At 69.7% G+C, this 17,582-nt stretch carries 14 protein-coding genes; 2 read left to right on the top strand and 12 right to left on the bottom strand.

The features are described 5' to 3' along the window. A partial coding sequence (locus tag CLV70_RS34715; RefSeq protein ID WP_146164273.1) for an integrase core domain-containing protein occupies positions 1-392 on the top strand: 392 nt, incomplete at its 5' end. Here the strand turns inward: CLV70_RS34715 and CLV70_RS34710 are convergent. Next, complete coding sequence (locus CLV70_RS34710) at positions 345-989, bottom strand: reverse transcriptase domain-containing protein (protein ID WP_245908677.1); 645 nt, start codon at positions 987-989, stop codon at positions 345-347. The genes CLV70_RS34715 and CLV70_RS34710 overlap by 48 nt on opposite strands. Positions 990-1,787: 798 nt before the next feature. Beyond that, positions 1,788-2,651, bottom strand: a complete 864-nt coding sequence (locus tag CLV70_RS34705; protein ID WP_106130860.1) for a transposase family protein — start codon at positions 2,649-2,651, stop codon at positions 1,788-1,790. A 48-nt stretch (positions 2,652-2,699) separates the two neighbouring features. Here CLV70_RS34705 and CLV70_RS34700 point away from each other — a divergent pair, with 48 nt between their 5' ends. After that, the gene (locus CLV70_RS34700; protein ID WP_106130859.1) at positions 2,700-2,990 is read left to right on the top strand and encodes a hypothetical protein; all 291 of its coding nucleotides are present in this window, start codon (positions 2,700-2,702) and stop codon (positions 2,988-2,990) included. An 82-nt stretch (positions 2,991-3,072) separates the two neighbouring features. Here CLV70_RS34700 and CLV70_RS34695 read toward each other — a convergent pair whose 3' ends face one another. From CLV70_RS34695 to CLV70_RS34650, 10 genes are all read right to left on the bottom strand, one after another. After that, the gene (locus CLV70_RS34695) at positions 3,073-3,588 is read right to left on the bottom strand and encodes a hypothetical protein (protein ID WP_146164272.1); all 516 of its coding nucleotides are present in this window, start codon (positions 3,586-3,588) and stop codon (positions 3,073-3,075) included. 85 nt (positions 3,589-3,673) lie between these two features. After that, complete coding sequence (locus tag CLV70_RS34690) at positions 3,674-4,540, bottom strand: alanyl-tRNA editing protein (protein ID WP_106130857.1); 867 nt, start codon at positions 4,538-4,540, stop codon at positions 3,674-3,676. An 83-nt stretch (positions 4,541-4,623) separates the two neighbouring features. Further along, the gene (locus CLV70_RS34685; protein WP_106130856.1) at positions 4,624-5,805 is read right to left on the bottom strand and encodes an FAD-dependent oxidoreductase; all 1,182 of its coding nucleotides are present in this window, start codon (positions 5,803-5,805) and stop codon (positions 4,624-4,626) included. Beyond that, the gene (locus tag CLV70_RS34680) at positions 5,802-6,053 is read right to left on the bottom strand and encodes a phosphopantetheine-binding protein (RefSeq protein WP_106130855.1); all 252 of its coding nucleotides are present in this window, start codon (positions 6,051-6,053) and stop codon (positions 5,802-5,804) included. Before CLV70_RS34680 ends, CLV70_RS34685 begins: the two co-directional genes overlap by 4 nt. Next, on the bottom strand, positions 6,050-6,793 hold the full coding sequence (locus tag CLV70_RS34675) for a hypothetical protein (protein ID WP_106130854.1): 744 nt from the start codon (positions 6,791-6,793) through the stop codon (positions 6,050-6,052). The genes CLV70_RS34680 and CLV70_RS34675 overlap by 4 nt, the downstream gene beginning before the upstream one ends. Next, the gene (locus CLV70_RS34670) at positions 6,790-8,328 is read right to left on the bottom strand and encodes an AMP-binding protein (RefSeq protein WP_106130853.1); all 1,539 of its coding nucleotides are present in this window, start codon (positions 8,326-8,328) and stop codon (positions 6,790-6,792) included. Before CLV70_RS34670 ends, CLV70_RS34675 begins: the two co-directional genes overlap by 4 nt. Beyond that, positions 8,328-8,957, bottom strand: coding sequence for an FMN-binding negative transcriptional regulator (locus tag CLV70_RS34665; RefSeq protein ID WP_106130852.1), 630 nt, complete (start codon positions 8,955-8,957; stop codon positions 8,328-8,330). The genes CLV70_RS34670 and CLV70_RS34665 overlap by 1 nt, the downstream gene beginning before the upstream one ends. A gap of 18 nt (positions 8,958-8,975) precedes the next feature. Further along, positions 8,976-10,253: a lysine N(6)-hydroxylase/L-ornithine N(5)-oxygenase family protein gene (locus tag CLV70_RS34660; protein ID WP_106130851.1), complete on the bottom strand. Its 1,278-nt coding sequence runs from the start codon at positions 10,251-10,253 to the stop codon at positions 8,976-8,978. Then, positions 10,246-12,300, bottom strand: coding sequence for an amino acid adenylation domain-containing protein (locus CLV70_RS34655; protein WP_106130850.1), 2,055 nt, complete (start codon positions 12,298-12,300; stop codon positions 10,246-10,248). The genes CLV70_RS34660 and CLV70_RS34655 overlap by 8 nt, the downstream gene beginning before the upstream one ends. After that, positions 12,287-17,563, bottom strand: a complete 5,277-nt coding sequence (locus CLV70_RS34650; RefSeq protein WP_106130849.1) for a non-ribosomal peptide synthetase — start codon at positions 17,561-17,563, stop codon at positions 12,287-12,289. Before CLV70_RS34650 ends, CLV70_RS34655 begins: the two co-directional genes overlap by 14 nt. Positions 17,564-17,582: the final 19 nt, after the last annotated feature.

Genomic DNA, 17,582 nt, shown 5'->3' with positions numbered 1-17,582 from the left:
TGGACGCGCTGAAACTGGCGATCTGGCGCCGCCAGAATCAGGGCGCCGACCTGCAAGGACTCGTTCACCATTCGGACCGCGGCGTCCAATATCGAGCCATCCGCTACACCCAGCGCCTCGCCGAGGCCGGCGCCGTCGCCTCGGTCGGGTCGAAGGGCGACTCGTTCGACAACGCGATGGCCGAGGCGTTCAACTCCCTCTACAAGGCCGAACTCGTGCGCAACAAGGGTCCGTGGCGCGGCCTGGACGACCTGGAGATGGCCACCGTCGAGTACATCGACTGGTACAACAACCGCAGGTTGCACGGCGAGCTCGGCCACGTCCCACCCGCCGAACACGAGGCACTACACGTGATGACCCAGCCGGTCATTGCACCCCTGAAAACCAGCTAACCAACTCTCCATCAAACCCGGGGCTTGACACGCCTCGATGTCGGCGTCCAGCACCCACTGATAGCCGCGGGAGCCGAACATGTGAATCTCGGCGATCGCGTCGTGCGCCCGCCGCATCGGCCGAAACCCATACGAGACCGGCAGAAAGTCGGCCTCGAAGATCGGTTCCAGCACGAGCTTCAACGCCGCCTGGACGACCCGGTCGACGATCGTGGGAATGCCTAACTTGCGGACTTTCCCCGACCCACCCGGTTTGGCGATGGCGCGTTCACGCACCGGCAACGGCCGGAACGTGCCGTCCTTCAACGAGGTCCGCACGCCGTCCAGGAAGCCCGGCACCCCGATGCGCTCTTCCACCATCGCGACGGTCCACCCGTCGACTCCCGGCGTGTTCGCGCCCCGGTTGCCCGCGACCCGAGCGAACGCCATCACCAGCGTCGCCGGGTCATACACGAAGTTGAACAGGTCATCGAACCTGCGGCCGGGATCGGCCGCCGCCCAACGGTGAAGCTTGGCCTGCATCTCCGTTACCCGACCATACGGACCAAGGACACGTCCGGCCGGAGCACCGCCATTCGGCGGCGCGTCTTGCGGCATTGCAGTCTCCTTACTCCTCGAAACCGCTGCCGTCCTTCCCCTTATGCTGGGCTTTCCCCAGCTCCGAGTACTACGACGGCTCCGCCCCGCCCCGGACCGATCAGCCGACGATGAGCCCAGCCCAACCGTCGCCCTGGAAAGGCGACGTCAGGCGGAACCAGGACGGTTCCCGTGTTCGCTGCTGTTCGCTCGACGAAGGAGGAGTCCGACTCTGCCCCAGCAGCATCGCTGTGAGTACGCCGCAGACTTTCCTCGCAGCCTCCCGGTCACCGGTTTCACGACTCCCGGGAGTTCACCGACCACCACAACGGCGGCGGCTCCGCGCTGCTCCCGACCCGCATCCACCAGGTTCGAGTCGGTAAAGCGTTGAGGGGCTTTACAACATCGGTTCCTCGCGTACTCCTCTCCGTCCCGCTCACCGGACCCACGCCATCTGGCAGTGCTGACGCACCCCGGCTTTGTCAGGGCTGCTCCCACCCAGCTCCAGCACCTCCTGGACCGGGCTGCCCTCAGCTCCTATCCGACCGCTGCGACGACCGAACGGTGGAGGTATTTCACCCCCACTCAAACAACAGCGCCTCACGGCGCACGAAGCCGGTGCTGAACGCCTTCGCCATCACCTTCGGTGACCGCTGGCCGGCCGCCGAGACCTACTAACCGAGAGCCGGAAACACCAATCCCGGTACGGACCCGATCTTCCTGCTGTCGGCGTACTGGTGAAAGTGTCCAGTTAGGTACGCGTTCATCCGTACGCGGCTGGACACTTTCGCGCGTACCCCGACACCTGCCGACCTGCAGTTACTGAGGTGATCTCATCGAGCTTCGGGTAGGTAGCGATATTCGAAGTGTGTGAGGTGTGAGGTGGAGTGCGGCTGCGACGATGTCGCCGATTCTTGTCGGGCTGATGGTGTTGTACTGCAGCGTTTTCCAGCGACCGGTCAGCATCGCGAAGCCACGCTCGCCTTGCCAGCGCAGGCCGCGCAGCAGCCGGTTCACGGTGCGGTTAGCGACGGAGAGGGGTTTGCCGTCGGAGGGCTGCCGGGTCGGGGTCTTGATGCCGTGACCTGCGCCTTCGTAGCCGGCGTCAGCCAACGTGGGTAGGTCGAGTTCGGCGCCCGCCCAGTTCAGGGCGGCGGTGACACCGAGTTCCCGGGCACAGCTCAGGTCGTGCAGATGGCCGGGCAAAGCGTCAGCCGTCCAGATGGGAAGGCCGTCGGGGCGCATGACCGCCTGGATGTTCGCGCCGAAGTCGCGGTGCTTTCCTGAGTACCAGGCATCGATCGTTTTGCCTTTGACACTGGTGGCGGTCTCGGCCAACCGGTCGCTGTCGAACAGTTTCCCGTCCAGGATCACGAAGGCCCAGCCCTCGGCGGCGGCGCGGCGCAGGGCGTCGTGCAGGTCGGGATGCTGGGCGGCCAGGACCGCGATGCCCTCAGCGATGTACCGGTAGGCGGTCGCCCGGGCGATCCCGAACCCGGCACCGAGTAGCGCGGTGTCCTCGGCTTTACGGAACCAGGCCAGGATCATCAACGCCTGGTAGTAGCAGGTCAAGGCCCGTGTCCGGCGGCGTGTCCCCAGTCGGCGGCGTTGCGCTGCGAGCAGCCGCGCGAGGTGACGCACGAGTTCCCTGGGCACGTCGAGCATGGCAAGATAACCGATCACGTGGAGCCCTCTCGAAGACCTGTCTCTGTCGCAAGAACATGTCTATCGATGGCTCCACGCCTGTATCCAGCACTGCCCGGCCTGTCACGTTATGCCCGTGTCGATCAGATCAGGCGGCTTTCTATCGCTGAGATCACCTCACTGGCTGAACTGGATCAAGCCGAGTTCGCCGCCCTGCGCTACTTCGCCCTCAACGGCACCGACCACCGCTCACACACCGAACAGGACGCCGCGATCGACGACTACATCCGCTGGCACAACCAGCGAGCCCGACCCAAAACCGGCTACGCCACCGACTCCAAGATCCGCCACCCCGATTACCCGTTGAAGGCGGCATGACGGGGCACTAGTACATGGAGCGGGCGTCCAGGGTAAAATCCGGCTCGCCTCGCGAGCGAGCACGGTCGTCGGTCCGCGGAAGTCAGGTGAACATCCCCGGTTCGCCGGCTCGAAGGTTTGTCATGGGCGTCTCAGCCTCGATGACACAGCGAGTGGATGTGGCCCCCCAGCGTTCAACCTCCGCCGTTAGCATGTCCTGCGCGGCGACCATGCCGTCCGTCGAAACGGCAGTCGCGGACAGCCGCTCCACAGCAAGCACCATCGACTCGGGCAGGACTGCCGCCTGGGCGTTGATGTGCGGCAAGGCCTCGTCGCCCACGTCATTCAAGCTGTAGCGGAAGAGGCTGGATTGCGGCAGGTGGACGTCCGGACTTCCCGGTCCCCCGCTGGGAGCCAGCCGGTCCACCCGAACGGCGCCGTCGAAGGAGCGCCGGTCAAACATCAGAACTGTTACTCCGGCGATTTCCCGGACCCGCTGCATTGTGTTGAGAAGGGAACGAGCCGCTTCGGTTGGAACTTTTTCTGCCACAACGAATCTCACTTGGGCATCGGGAAACTCGGCAGTGACGCTCCGGTTGAATGCGATGGATACGCTCACTTGAATTCCTTAATGGGTTCCACAAGCCATCGACTTCAATCGAGCGGTTGGTCCCGCATCCGACGGCTTCAGGAATGGTCCCGGGTCAGGGGAGCTGACGTTCAGCGTCCATCCGGAGCTCCGATCCGTCGTCGGACAGGATCAAGGACACCTTGGTGAAGCCGATCTTACCCGTACGGGTGACGTGGGTTCCGCCGCAGGGGACCCGGACCGCCCCGTCCGACAGCCCGCAGCAGAAGGTCCGCATGGCGTCGACGCCGGGGCCTTCCGTTTCCACGCCGACCGGTGCGTCCTCGGCCACCCAGCGCTCCATCACAGCGTTGATTCCGGCCTGCAGCTCGGGAAGCTCAGTGGCCAGCCGGTCGGCCGAGAAACCCTTGCGTCGCAGTGACTTCCCGAGCCGGTAGTGGTCGACGCTGCCGGTCGGCTGGATCCGGGACCGGGTGATGGCCAGTTTGTCGAAGTCCGGGTGGCCGAGCGCGTCCTGCTTGACCGGCTTCGTCCAGCGTCCGGCCAGCTGCCGGTTGAGTGCCAGGCCGACCAGCTCGCACATGGTGTGCCCGGCCGACACCCCGTGCCGCCATATCGGATCCACCTCGAGCCCGACCCGCTCGCCGGGCATCGCGCCGGGGTCGGCCGCCACAACGTGCACGACATACCAGTTCCAGTCCGGGTCGCCCCGCCGCACCTCGATGTCGTCACCCGTACTGATCGGGACCGAGCCGTCCCGTGGCGCCGCACCGATGACGCAGTCCTCGACCGCCAGGGCCTGACCGCCGACGGTGAGCGTACCCCGGTCGGCCGGCTGGTCGGGCCAGGTGTGGTCGATCGGGTGGAACGGGGTCGTGGCGCACACGATGCCGTGCCGATCGCCGACCGGGACCGTCAGGCGGATCGTGGTCTCCTCGGTGAGTTCGCCGGCAGGGAAGGTGACGAGGGTGTTCTCGGGCATGGTTCCTATCCGAGGTCTGGACACGGCCGGGCGGAGGTGAGCTGGGGGGGGATGACGGCTGCGCGCGGCGCTGCGGGCGAGGGTCAGAGCAGATCGAGCAGTTCCGGGTCGTCGAAGAACTCCGCCGCGTCGAGGATGCCGAGCACCATCGCGAAGTAGCGTTGGGTCGCGCGGGGAGAGTTTGCCACGGTGCGTAACAGGTCGATCCGGGCGGGGTGCAGCGAGAGCCGCGCCAGGTCCAAGGTGCTGCGATAGGTCGAGCTCGTGGCCCTGTCCCGCTGCGAGCCGAAGCGGGCCGTCGCCGCGTCCGTCGTCCCGTGGTCGTCGAGATCGATGCCCGCCAGTTCGGTGGCCAGCAGGTCGGCCTGCAAGAAGGCGCTGGTGATGCCGCTCGCGGTGATGCTGTCCACATGGTGGCCCGCGTCGCCGACCAGGACCCAGCCCGGGCCGGCCGCCTGCCGGTAGAAGTTACGCTGATCACCGGTGCCGCGGATCCGGTCGGTCGGCACCGTGTCCGCCACCTGGTCGTACAGCTCGGGTGCGTGGCGGCGGATGGCGTCGAGATGCGCGGCGAGCGGATCGCGGCGGATCTGGGCGAACTCCTGCTGCGGGAAGTACGTCGACACGATCGTCACATCGTCGTGGGTCGGGATCCTGGCGATCCAGCTGCCGGGGCGCTCGTGGAAGCCGAAGCCCGTGCGCAGCCCGCTCCACGACGTGAAGTAGACACAGCTGGCCAACGGGTCACTCACCACCGCCGGAGCGCCCACCATCTCCGCGACGGCCGAGCGCATGCCGTCGGCGCCCACCACCAGCCGGGCGGTCAGGTCTCCACCGTCCACCCGGACGCCGGTCACGCGGTCGCCGGAGCGCAGCAGCTCGCGGATCGAGGTGCGGTCCATCACCTCGGCACCGGCCTGCTGCGCGGCCTGCACGAGCAGCCGGTCGAGGACGCCTCGTCGCGGGGCGTACGCGGCGTCCGCGCCGGGCGCCCGCGGTGTGGCCCCGGCGATCCGCACCTCCCCGACGTCGTACTCGATCGTGTCCAGCGGCGGGCACCCGGAGGACACGACCGCGTCGAGCACGCCCCAGTGGGCCAGGAACGCCACCCCGCTGGGCCGGATGTACAGCGTCGACATCGTGTCCGAGCCGACCGCGGCCCGATCCACCAGCAGCACTCGGCGGCCCTGGCGGGCCAGCAGCAACGCGGTCGAGGCGCCCGCGCACCGGGCGCCGACCACGATGACGTCGTACGCCGGGCTCATCCGCGGGCCCCGGCGAGCTCGTCGACCGCTGCGGCGAAGTCGGACAGCACCGGGGTATCGATGATCAGCTGGACGGTGCACTTCACCGACCAGGCCCGCCGGACGTGCACGACGACCTTCGTGGCCAGCAGCGAATCACCGCCGAGCTGGAAGAAGTCATCGGACCGGGAGATCACGTCGAGACCCAGCACCTGCGCCCAGATGGCGGCGATGGCGGTCTCGGTCTGGGTGAGGGCGGCGGCCTTCATGGGGCTACTCCGGTTCTTTTCCTCGAGCGGAGGAAGTCGACGGCGGCGGCAGCGGCCGCCGGGTGACGAGCGATCTGGTCGGGGGTCGCATCGACCCGCATGGTCGTTTCCGCGGTGACGCCGAGCCAGCTCAGGTCGTCCGGCCACCGGGGAGAAAGAATTTGGAGTACGTCGCCATGCGCGACCGGTTCGTGGTGATGCGCGGCGACCAGGCAGGTGAGCCAGCGCTGGTACATCGACAACATCTCGGCGATGGGCTCCTCAGCCTCCGCCATGTCGTAACCGTCGGCCAGGAAAACGGCTCGGGCTCGGGCGGACAGGTCCTCCTCGATCGCGGACAGCAGCACGTCACCGCGGCCGAGCAGCGCCATGACGTCGATCGGGTTCGCGCCCAGCGTCGGATCGCCCTCGGTGACCTGCTCCAGGACCTCGGCGTACGCGGCAGCGATTTCCCGGGCACCGCTGGCCTGCGGGTCGACGAGGACCAGTGGGAGCGGCGGCCCGGGGGCACCGAGCTGGGCGGCGATCGCCGTGCCGAGCGAGGCGGTCGCGCACAGGGCCACCACCGCCTCCGCGTCACCCGGCAGGTCCAGACGGGCGGTGTACGTGGCGGTGTCGGCTGCGGCCGGCAGCGCTCCGGCCAACACGTAATGGCACGTGAAGCCGTGGCCCTCCAGCCCCATGTCGCTGAGGCGGGCCTTGGCCCGTCGTCCGGGGTAGTCGAGGATCAGCAGGGTCACGATGCCCGTACCGTCGCGAGCAGGGATTCGGCGACCGCCTTGCGATCGATCTTTCCGCTCGGGGTGCGAGGCAGGGACGTCACCGCCTCGATCGTCACGGGGATCGACTGCGCAGGCAGCAGTTCGGCCAGCGCGCGACGCAGCTCGTCAGCGTCCAGCGACTGACCGGCGGCCAGCGTGACCACCGCTCGCAGCTGGCGTGACCCGGCCGCCACGTCCACCGGCACGCAGACCGCCTCGTCGACGCCGCGCTGCTCCACCAGGCAGGCGTCCACCTCCAGCGGGTTGACCCGAACGCCCCGGATCTTGACTTCCTCGTCGAGCCGGGAGAGGAACTGCACCTGCCCGTCCTCGATCCGGACGAGGTCGCCGGTATGGAAGACCCGGGTGTTCCCCCGTGGGGTGGGCGGCACCGGGCGGTAGCGTTCCGCGTTGAGTTCCGGCTGGTTGAGATAGCCGACGGCGAGCGGGGCGCCGGCCACCAGCAGCTCACCGACGTGTGGCTCGGCCGGGTCGAGCGGGGCGACCAGCAGCTCGCACCCCGGGAGGGGCCGGCCGATCGGGGGTAGTGCCGGCCAGCTCGCCGGTGGTCCGGACAGGGTGTGCACGGTGACCATCGCGGACTCGCTCTGGCCGTAGTGGTTGTTGAAACGACAGTCCGGCATCCGCCCGAAGAACTCGCGGATCGCCGGCGAGCAGAGCAACTGCTCGCCGGCCACATTGACCTCGCGCAGCGCGAGTCGGTCGAGGTCGTCGTCGGCCGCCGCCAGCGCCAGCATCTGCAGGGCGACGCCGGGCAGGAACAGCCGTTCGATCCGCTCGTCGGCGAGCCAGTCGAGCAGCGCGATCGGATCTCGCCGCAGCAGTTCCGGCATGACGAAGACGGTCCCACCACCGTAGAGGGTGCCGAGCACCTCCTGGAACCACACGTCGAAGTTCATCGGGGCGAACTGGGCGGTACGCAGGTCGGGGCGGATCGAGTGCGCCGCCTGCCACTGCGCCATGTTGTCGATGCTGCGATGCGGCAGCGCGACACCCTTCGGACGACCGGTCGAGCCGGAGGTGTAGATGACGTAGACCGGCCGCTCCGGATCGCAGGGCAGGTGGAGCGGTTCCGCGGCGGCATTCTCGCCCGGTCCGGGGATACGCAGCGACGGCACGGCGCCGGCGAAGTTCGGCCGGTCGCCGGTGTGCAGCAGCAGCGCGGCATCGCAGTCGACCAACATGTGGACCAGGCGCCGGGTCGGATATTCGGCGTCTAGCGGGACGTAGGCGGCGCCCACCGAGGCGGTCGCCAGCATAGCCGCGATCACCTCCGCACTGCGCCGTCCGGTGACCGCTACCCGGTCACCGGCCGTCACCCCGGCCGCGACGAGCTGCCCGGACACCTCGGCGACCCAGGTGCTCAACTCGGCGTAGTCCAGGGTGCGGTCCCCGTCGACGACGGCCGGGCCGGTGCGGTCACCGAGCCGTCGGGTCACCTCGCCCAGGCAGGCGGCGGCGATTGGCTCGGTCCAGAGTGAGGTCACGGTCATCAGGCACCACCCATCAGGGCGGCGATGGCCGGTCCGCCCGGTTGGCCCGGCTTCGCCAGGCGGTCGGCGATCCGGCGGCGTACTGGGGCCGGCTTGTCCTGGCTGAGCTTGAAGGTGCCGTCTGCGGTGGCCACCTCGAAACGGAACGCGCCGACGCCGGCCACGATGGACCGGAAGTAGTCCACCGACCCGTCCTGGACCCAGCCGTCGCCGAAGCTGTGCTCCAGCAGGAGGGCGGTCCGCCGGACCACGGCCAGCGTCTCCTCGGTGGTCGTGACGAGGCGAACCACGCCGGTCACGTGAACCGCCACGAAGTTCCACGTAGGTGCGGCCGGTGCGGCCGGATAGTCGGCCGGCGTGATGTATGCGTGCGGTCCGACGAAGATCAGCTTGGCCGTCTGCCCGTCGGCGAGTGCACCCCATTGCGGGTTGGCCCGGTTCAGGTGACCGAGCAGAACGGCGCCGACCAGTTCGCTGTCGCTGTCGCTGTCGCCGGCCGGCACCACCGGCAGGTGGGTCGCGAACGGCACGTCCGGCCCGCCGGTGACCAGCAAACCCAGCGGATGGCCGGTGATGACCGACCAGAGTTGGGCCGCGGACTCGGCCCGGTAGTCGGATGGGACGAACATGATCCTCCTCGGGGGCGATCAGAGCGAACGGATCGCGGCGAGGATCTCGCCGGCCCGGACCGCGACGTTGGACAGGAGCCCCGCGGAGAGCCCGTGGCTGGGCTCCGCGGCCGCACCGTGGACGTAGATTCCGCAGCGGATGCCGTCCGAGGTGATCACCCGGTAGTCGCGGGCCAGCGCAAGATGGCCCCTATCGTCGGTCTTGCATTCATCGGCCAGATCGCCGAGCAGCTGCCGCGGGTCGGACGGCCGATAGCCGGTGGCGTAGACGACCGCCTCGGCATCGATCTGCCGGACGGTCCCGGTGGGCAGGAACTCGACATCGAGGCGCACGTTGTCGTCGGTGACGGTCTGGCGGGTGATACGCGAGGCGTGGTGGAAGTGCAGTCGGCGGCGACCGGCGATGTGCTCCCGATAGGCGGTGCCGTGCAGGGAACGAATCAGATCGAGGTCGACAACGGAATAGTTGGTGTTCGCGTGATAGCCCATCAGGGCGTCCCGGACCTCGCCCGGAGCGTGGTAGAACTCGTCGACGGAGTCCGGGTCGAAGATCTGATTGGCGAACGGGCTGTCGTCGGACATGCTGTAGCCGAAGCGGCCGAAGATCGCATGCACCTCGGCCTCCGGATGGGTGGCATGCAGGTGCTCCACCACCTCGGCCGCGCTCTGGCCCGCCCCCACCACGGCGAACGTGCGCGGCCTGGTCGGCGTTGGTGCGGCGAGCCGGGTCAGCAGCTCGGCACTGTGCCACACCCGCGGGCCTGGCTGCACGCCGTCCGGGAAACAGGGCGTCATGCCGGTGCCGATCACCAGGTTGCGGGTGCGAAACGTCCGGCCGTCGCCGGTCCGCACGAGCAGCTCGTGGACGACGTCGTCGGTGCGCTCCGGCGTGACCGACACGACCTCCGTGCCGTATCGGACATCGGCCGGCAGCCGGTCGGCGGCCCACTCCAGGTAGGTGTGGAAGTCGATCCGGTAGGGATACAGCGTCTTGCTGTTGATGAAGTCGGTCAGCCGGCCGACGTCGTGCAGGTAGGACGCGAACGTATAGGGGCTGCTCGGGCTGCGCATGGTCGCGAGGTCTTTCAGGAACGACACCTGCATGGTGGCGCCGTGGAGCAGCATGCCCCGGTGCCATCCGAACGACGGCTGCCGCTCCAGGAACACGCACTCGTCGAGCAGGGTGCGGCCATCCACCCCTGCCACCTCGCCGGCCGCGATGGCCAGCGCCAGGTTCGCCGGGCCGTAGCCGACCCCCACCACCTGCCGCACCGTCGCTGAATCGGTCTCACTCATGGGAGGAATCTCCGTTCATCGCTCTCGATGTCGTGCCCCGGGATCGTTCGTAGGCGGCGACCAGCCGGGCTCGGTCGACCTTGCCGGTGGCGGTGGCCGGCAGAGCGTCCAGCGGCACCAGCAGTTCCGGCGTGGCGTACCGAGGGAGCACTTCGGTCAGGAGCCGGAGCGCGCCGGCCAGCGGCTCGCGCGAGCCGACCACGAAACCCACCAACCGGTCGCGGCCGCCGCTGTGGATGATCTGCGCCGCGGCGGCCCGGGCGCCGAGCCGGTCGAGGAGCGCCGACTCGATCTCGCCGAGCTCGATGCGATGGCCGTTGATCTTGGCTTGTCGGTCGTTACGCCCGTGGAATTCCAGATTGTCGTCGTTGCGCCAGCGGACCAGATCCCCGGTGCGATAGACCCGCCGGCCGAGCGGCCCGGCCGGGAGGAACCGCTGGGCCGTCTGATCCGGATCGTTCAGATAGCCCTCGGCCAGACCCGGCCCGCTGATCAGCAGTTCGCCCACGGCTCCGCGCGGCACCGGCCGGAGCTCGTCGTCGACCACGAAGAATTCGAACCCGGGCAGTGGCCGGCCCAGCGGCGGGGTCCGCGGCCAGCCCGGAGCGCAGTCCATGACCGACACCTGGACGGTCGCCTCGGTCGGCCCGTAGCAGTTGAGGAAGCGACGCCGCTCGGTCGCCCAGCCCTCGACCTGGCGGCCGTTGAACGCCTCGCCGCCGGCGGTGACCAGTCGCAGCCCGGGCAGCTCGGCCGGATCGACGAACGGCATCAGCGACGGCGGAAGGTCGGCCACCGTGACCCCTTCGGCCCGCAGCAGCTCGGTCAGCAGATAGGGGTCGAGCCGGTCGTCGTCGGTGGCCACACACATGCTCGCACCAGCGCCGAGCGTGGCGAAGGTCTCGAGCGCGGACACGTCGAAGTACAGGGGCGCCAGCGCGAGCACGGTGTCATCCGGCCGGAGCTGATAGACCTCGGCCGTCGTTTCGCACAGGTGGGCCAGGGCCCGGTGCGAGACCTCGACGCCCTTCGGGACGCCGGTGGTGCCCGAGGTGAAGATCACGTACGCCGATGCGCCGAGGCCCGCCGTCGTCACCGGGCCGGTGCCCATCTCGGCGTCGATCCCCGCATCCACGTCGGTCGGAACGCCGGTCAGACCGGCCGCGAGCAACAGGTCGGTCGCCGTCTTCTCTGCGTGGACGAAGACGGCGGCCCTCGTCGCCTCGATCACCCGGCGCAGCCGCTCCACCGGCCATTGCGGATCGACCGGCACGGTCACGGCGCCGGCCAGGAGCGGGCCGAGCATCGCCACCACGCCGTCCACCGACCGGCCGGTGGCGATGAGGACGTTCTCCCCGGCGCTGACCCCGGCCACCCGCAGGCTGTGGGCGAGGGCGTGCGCGGCGGACCATATCTCGGCGTACCGGTATGTCCGGCCGAGGTGCCGCACGGCCGGAGCGTCCGGGGTGCGACGGACCCAGCTCTCGATGCGGGCCAGCACATGCGGCGGATCGGGTGCGGCCGGACCGCCGGAGGCCAGCGCGATCAGCTCGCCAGTGAGCGGGCCGGCCGGGTCCGCCCCACCCTGTTCCAGCGACCGGGCCCAGGACGCCATCGTGCGTTCGCCGTACCAGTCAGTGCAATGCACCAGGTCCCAGCCGTCGCCGTCCCGGCTCAGAACGACTGTCGAGCGCGCCTCGGCGAGCAGGCTCGCGGTCTGCCCCCCGGTGCCGTCGATGACCACACCACCCCGCAGGTCGCCGGGTGCCGCGGCAGCCCGCTGCACGACGGCGGCGCCGCCCGGCGTCAGCTCCACCTTGACCAGCGCCGCTTCCTGGTAGTGGTCCACCACGCCGATCGTCGCCGACTCGGCCCGCACCCAGCGGCTCAGGTGGCCGCCGACCGCCTCGGTCACCGTCGCGACATCGGCCGGCAACGTCAGCCGCATCCGCGCGACCCGTCCGGCCGTGGTGTTCGGGACGAGGTCGTGCGGCAGTGCGGTCGCGACGAGCGATCCGGCCGCCGCCAGCTCCTCAATGGTCGTCATGCGGCACGTCCACTTCGGCGATCGCCCGGGCGAGACGGTCGCGCGCGTCCACCGACATCTGTGGCTCCAGGGCGGCCGCGAGGGAACGGGCCGTCGGGTGGTCGAACAGCAGCCGCACCGGCACCCGCTGCCCGATCAGCTCGGTCAGCAGCGCGGCGAACTGCATGGCCAGCACGGAATAGCCCCCGGCCTCGAAGAAGCTCTCGTCCGGGCCCGGCGCCGGCCGGTCGAGCACCTCGCCGAACAGCGCGGTGATCAGCTCGGCGAGCGGGTCGTCGAGCTCGGCGGCGGGCGTGTCGGACTCCACGATCAGCCGCGGCCGCTGGTGGTGCGGCAGCCGGCTACGCAGGTATTCGTCGAGACCGTCGCGCCCGGTTGCCGATCCGAGCTGTACCTCGGCGATCAGCTCGCCGCCCGCCACCGCGACCGTCGAGGCGTTGACCTGTGGCGCGGCCGCCAGCTCGCGGCGCACCAGCTCGACGTCGACCCGGCTGCCACCGATCCACAGCTCCTCCTCCGAGGTACTCACCGGATCCCATCGGCCGGCACGGCGGCGGCGGCCGAGCCGACCGGTGGCGGCCAGCGATCCGTCCGGTCGGCGCTGATACACCTCGCCCACGGCGCCGGCCGGAACCGGCCGCTCGCCGTCGCGGATCGACGTCTCCGGGTCGGTGGCGTCGAGCGTCGCCGCCGAGGGCAGCACGTGCGCCATGATCGGGCGATCGGGTTCGGCCAGCAAGGCGGCGGCCAGGGCCAGCCAGTCGTCGGTGATGGCGCGGACGGTGTCCTCGTCGAACAGATCCCGCCGGTAGAAGAGGCCACCGGCGACCCCGGCCGCCGTCTCCTCGAGCGACAGGTCCAGGTCGAACTTCGTCGTGGTGAGGTGGCCCGGCTCTGCGGCGACGGCCAAGCCCGGCAGTACGGCCGCGTTCCGAGCCGGCTCGTCCAAGGCGAAGCACATCTGGAACACCGGGTTCTGCAGGCTGTGCCGGGCCGGAGCGAGATTCTCGACGATTCGCTCGAACGGCAGATCCTGGTGGGCGTACGCGTCGACGGCGGTTTCCCGTACCTGGTCGAGCAGGTCACGAAACGTCGTGTCGGCGTCGATCCGAACGCGCAGCGGCAACATGTTGACGAAGAAGCCGATGAGCCGCTCCACCTCGACCCTGGTGCGGTTGGCGCTCGGCACCCCGATCACCAAGTCGGCCTGGCCTGTGTAGGTGCGCATGACGGCGCCGTAGGTGGCGAACAGCGTCATGAACTTCGTCGCGGCGTGTTCCCGGCCCAGCTCGGTCAGGCCGGTGACCAGCTCGTCTGGCACGGCCACCGGCAGGTAACCACCGGCATGGCTGGTCCGCGCGCCGAACGGCCGGTCGGTCGGCAGGTCGGCGACGACCGGGGCGTCGGCCAGCCGGCGCACCCAATAGGCGGCCAGCGCCTCGCCCAGCTCGCTGCGGACCAGGTCACGCTGCCAGACTGCGAAATCGGCGTACTGCACCGGCAACGTCGGGAGAACGGCCTCCTCGTCGGCCAGCCGGGCGGCGTAGACCGCCGAGATCTCCTCCAGCAACACGTGCCCCGACCAGCCGTCGGTGGCGATGTGGTGAAGGGTGACCAGCAGCAGGTGCTCGTCGTCGGCGAGGGTGACCACGGCGGACCGGGCCGGCGGATCGCGCCAGAGATCGAACGGGCGGTGCGCGTCCGCCTCGACATAGTCGGCCGCGGCGCGCTCGGCGTCGGAGCGGCCCCGCAGGTCCAGCACGGTCACGGGTTGCGTGGCCGGCGCGCTCACCCGCTGCCGGACCTCACCGTTGACGTGCGTCAGCGTCGTGCGCAGCACGTCGTGGCGGCTGCGTACGGTGTCCCAGGCGGCTTGCAGGGCCGGAAGCGACAACTGGCCCCGCAACCGCAGCACCGTCGGCACCAGATAGGTGGCAGTTCCCGGGTCGACCTCTTCGTGGAACGCCAGCTGCTGCTGCGGATAGGACAACGGATGGGCCGCATTCCACTGCCTCGGCCCCGCGGTGACGGCCGGAGCGGTCGGCAGGCTGTCCCTCTCGCGCCGGGCGCGCTCGATCTCGGCGCTCAACGCCGCGACCGTCGGCGCCTGGTACAACGCGCGAATCGGCAGCTCCACGCCGAGCGCGTGTCGGACCCGGGCGACGATCTGGGTCATCAGCAGCGAACTGCCGCCCAGCGCGAAGAAGTTGTCCTCCGGACCGATCTCGGCCATGGCCAGCACGTCTTGCCAGATGGCGACGACCATCTCCTCGGTCGAGGACAGCGGACGCCGTTGCACGGCACCGACCCGCTCGACCGGCTCCGGCAACGCGCGCCGGTTGAGCTTGCCGTTGGCGTTGAGCGGGAACTCGTCGAGGACCACCACCAGCGCCGGAACCATGTACGCCGGCAGTGTCTGCCGGAGGTGCTCACGCAGCGTCGCGTCGGTAGCGCGCTCACCGGCCCGCAGCGTGGCATATCCGATGAGGCGAGCGTGCCCGGCCGGCCCCTGGTGTACGAGGATCACCGCCTGGTCGATCGCCGGGTGGGTGCGCAACGCGGACTCGATCTCACCCAGCTCGATGCGGTACCCGTTGACCTTGACCTGGTTGTCGGCCCGCCCGATCACCTCCAGGACGCCGTCCGGCCGATAACAGGCCAGGTCACCGGAGCGGTAGAGACGGTCACCGGGCCGGTCACCGAACGGGTTCGGCACCAGCCGGTCGGCGGTCAGGTCGGCGCGTCGGTAGTACCCGCGGCCGACCGCGGAGCCGGCCACGTACAGCTCGCCGACCACGCCCACCGGAACCGGCTCGAGGCGGTCGTTGAGGAGGTAGATCTGGGTGCGGTCGGCCGGCCGTCCGATCGGCACGATGCCGGTCAGATCGTCGCCGACCTCGACGCCGTCCAGCGTCGTGTTGTCGATCGAGGTCTCGCTCAGCCCGTAGGCGGCGATGATCCGGGTGTCCGGGCGGCACAGCGCCCGGGCACGGAGGTAGTCGCCGGCGTACCAGATGTCGCTGCCGGCGATCAGCAGGTCCAGGAAGTCCAGCCGGCCCCCGACCGACTCCACGTGGTCGACCAGGGCGGCCAGGATCGGCGTGATGAACTCGGCGCTGTTCACCTGTTCGCGTTGCATCAGCGCATACAGCTGGTCCGGGGCCATCACCACCTCATGCGGGCAGACCACCAGCGTGGCCCCGGTGAACAGAGCGCGGGTGGTGTCGGCGATGAAGATGTCGAACGCGTGGCTGGTCATCTGCAGATGCACCCGCATCGGCGTGTCATCGAGGTAGCGCCGTTGCCAGAACGTCACGTAATGCACGTAGTTGGCATGGGTCAGCATCGCGCACTTGGGCGTTCCGCTGGAGCCCGAGGTGTAGAACATGCACGAGAGATTGGCGGGGGTGGTACGGCTGACCGGCGCGGTGTCCGGGTGCCGGGCGATCTCCGCCGCGTCCCGGTCGACGCACAGTTGGCTGGTCACCCCCGGGGGCGTCAGCTTCGCCACCGATGCGTCCACGACGAGCACGTCGACCCGGGAGTCGGCGAGCATGAAGGCGACCCGGTCGGGCGGATAGCCGGGGTCCAGCGGCACGTACACGCCGCCGCTCTTGAGCACCCCGAGGAACGCCACGATCGTGGCCGCCGTGCGGCTCATGAACACGCCGACGCTGGTCTCGGTCCCGACACCGCGAGCCTGCAGCGCGTGGGCCAGTTGGTTGGCCCGCCGGTCCAGCTCGGCGTAGGTCAGCCGGTCCTCACCGGCCACCACCGCCACGGCGTCCGGGGTGGCCCGCACCTGTGCCTCGAAAAGGTCCTGCAGGCGCGCCTCCGGGATCGGCGGTGTCCCGGTGTCGTTCCAGTCGACGAGCATGGTGGCCCGTTCGGCAGGGGTCAGCAGGCCCAGCTCGTCGATGCGCCGGTCCGGTCCGGCCATCGCGGAGCCGAGCACCTGGGTCCAGTGGCCGACGAGCCGGGCGGCGGTGGCCTCGTCGAACAGGTCGGTGCAGTATTCCGCCTCGACCCGGGTCCCGTCGGCGCTCTGCACCACGTCGAGGCTGAACTCGAACTTCGCCGAGGTCCGCTCGTGGTCGATCGCGTCCATCGGGTGGGCGGCCAGCCGGGGCACGCCCAGCACATCGTCGTCGAGCAGGCCGAAGGACACCTGCGCCAGCGGCGCGAAGCTCGGATCCCGCTCGGGGCGGATCGCCTGAACGATCTGGTTGAACGGCACGTCACCGTGCTCCAGCCCGCCGGCCAGTCGTTCCGAGACCTGCTCGACGAGCTGCCGGAAGGTCAGGGCACCGGTAGCGTCGATCCGCACCGGGATCGTGTTGATGAAGCAGCCGATGAGCGAGTCGTACGCAGCCTCGGGCCGGCCGAGGAGGGGCACGCTCACCGCGAAATCGTTCTGCCCACTGTGCCGGGCCAGCACGACGGCATAGCCGGCGAGCAGGACTGCCGGCAAAGACGTGCCGGCCGCCGCGGCGAAGTCGACCAGCCGGTCGATCAGTTCGGCGTCCACCTCGGCCGTGAGGACGGCGCCGCGGTAGGACTGCACGCTCGGACGCGGGTGCGTGGTCGGCAGTTGCAGCCGGGCGGGCGGGTCGGCCAGCTCGGCCTGCCAGTAGGCCAGCTGCCCGGAGAGGTCGGCCGACCGCTGCCGCTCCACGAATGCCGCGTAGTTCACCGACAGCGGGGCCAGGGCCGGCGAGTCACCGGCCGTGTAGGAAGTGTACGCGGTGTTCAGCTCGTCGAGCAGCACCCCGCGGGAACCGCCGTCGAACACCAGGTGATGGCAGACCACCACCAACAGGTGGTCACCGGGAGTGACCTCGACGATGGCCACCCGCACGAGCGGCCCGGCGCTCAGGTCGAATGGCGCCTCGGTGACCCGGTCGATCAGCGCGGCCAGCGCCGTCTCCCGCGCCGGGCCGTCCAGCGCCGCCAACGAGTGCCGCTCCACCAGATCGTCCGGGACCTGCGGCTGGATCACCTGGACCGGGACGCCGTTCTCTTCGGGGAAGCTGGCCCGCAGCGGATCGTGCCGGCTCACGATGTGCCGCACGCTGGTCTCCAGCGCGTCGGCGTCGACCCCGCCGGCCAGCCGGAACAGCATCGGGATGTGATAGAGCGACGTGCCCGCCTGCATCCGGTCGGCGAGCCAGATCTGTTCCTGGGACAGCGACAGTGGCAATCGCCGCAGTGCAGGTCGCGCCCGGCGCGGTATCGGCCCGGCCAGGACGGTGTCGGTGCTCATGATTGCTCCTCCGGAGATG

Origin of the sequence: Pseudosporangium ferrugineum (assembly GCF_003002065.1) — a bacterium.
GTDB classification, from domain to species: Bacteria; Actinomycetota; Actinomycetes; order Mycobacteriales; family Micromonosporaceae; genus Actinoplanes; species Actinoplanes ferrugineus_A.
The sequence above is the reverse complement of the archived record's forward strand: the minus strand, read 5'-3'. Positions and strand labels throughout refer to the sequence as shown.

Excerpts from the sequence above, each read along its gene's own strand:
- CLV70_RS34710 (WP_245908677.1), bottom strand. The coding sequence starts at position 989 with ATGCCGCAAGACGCGCCGCCGAATGGCGGTGCTCCGGCCGGACGTGTC.
- CLV70_RS34700 (WP_106130859.1), top strand. The coding sequence starts at position 2,700 with ATGGCTCCACGCCTGTATCCAGCACTGCCCGGCCTGTCACGTTATGCC.
- CLV70_RS34690 (WP_106130857.1), bottom strand. The coding sequence starts at position 4,540 with ATGCCCGAGAACACCCTCGTCACCTTCCCTGCCGGCGAACTCACCGAG.
- CLV70_RS34685 (WP_106130856.1), bottom strand. The coding sequence starts at position 5,805 with ATGAGCCCGGCGTACGACGTCATCGTGGTCGGCGCCCGGTGCGCGGGC.
- CLV70_RS34680 (WP_106130855.1), bottom strand. The coding sequence starts at position 6,053 with ATGAAGGCCGCCGCCCTCACCCAGACCGAGACCGCCATCGCCGCCATC.
- CLV70_RS34670 (WP_106130853.1), bottom strand. The coding sequence starts at position 8,328 with ATGACCGTGACCTCACTCTGGACCGAGCCAATCGCCGCCGCCTGCCTG.
- CLV70_RS34665 (WP_106130852.1), bottom strand. The coding sequence starts at position 8,957 with ATGTTCGTCCCATCCGACTACCGGGCCGAGTCCGCGGCCCAACTCTGG.
- CLV70_RS34660 (WP_106130851.1), bottom strand. The coding sequence starts at position 10,253 with ATGAGTGAGACCGATTCAGCGACGGTGCGGCAGGTGGTGGGGGTCGGC.
- CLV70_RS34655 (WP_106130850.1), bottom strand. The coding sequence starts at position 12,300 with ATGACGACCATTGAGGAGCTGGCGGCGGCCGGATCGCTCGTCGCGACC.
- CLV70_RS34650 (WP_106130849.1), bottom strand. The coding sequence starts at position 17,563 with ATGAGCACCGACACCGTCCTGGCCGGGCCGATACCGCGCCGGGCGCGA.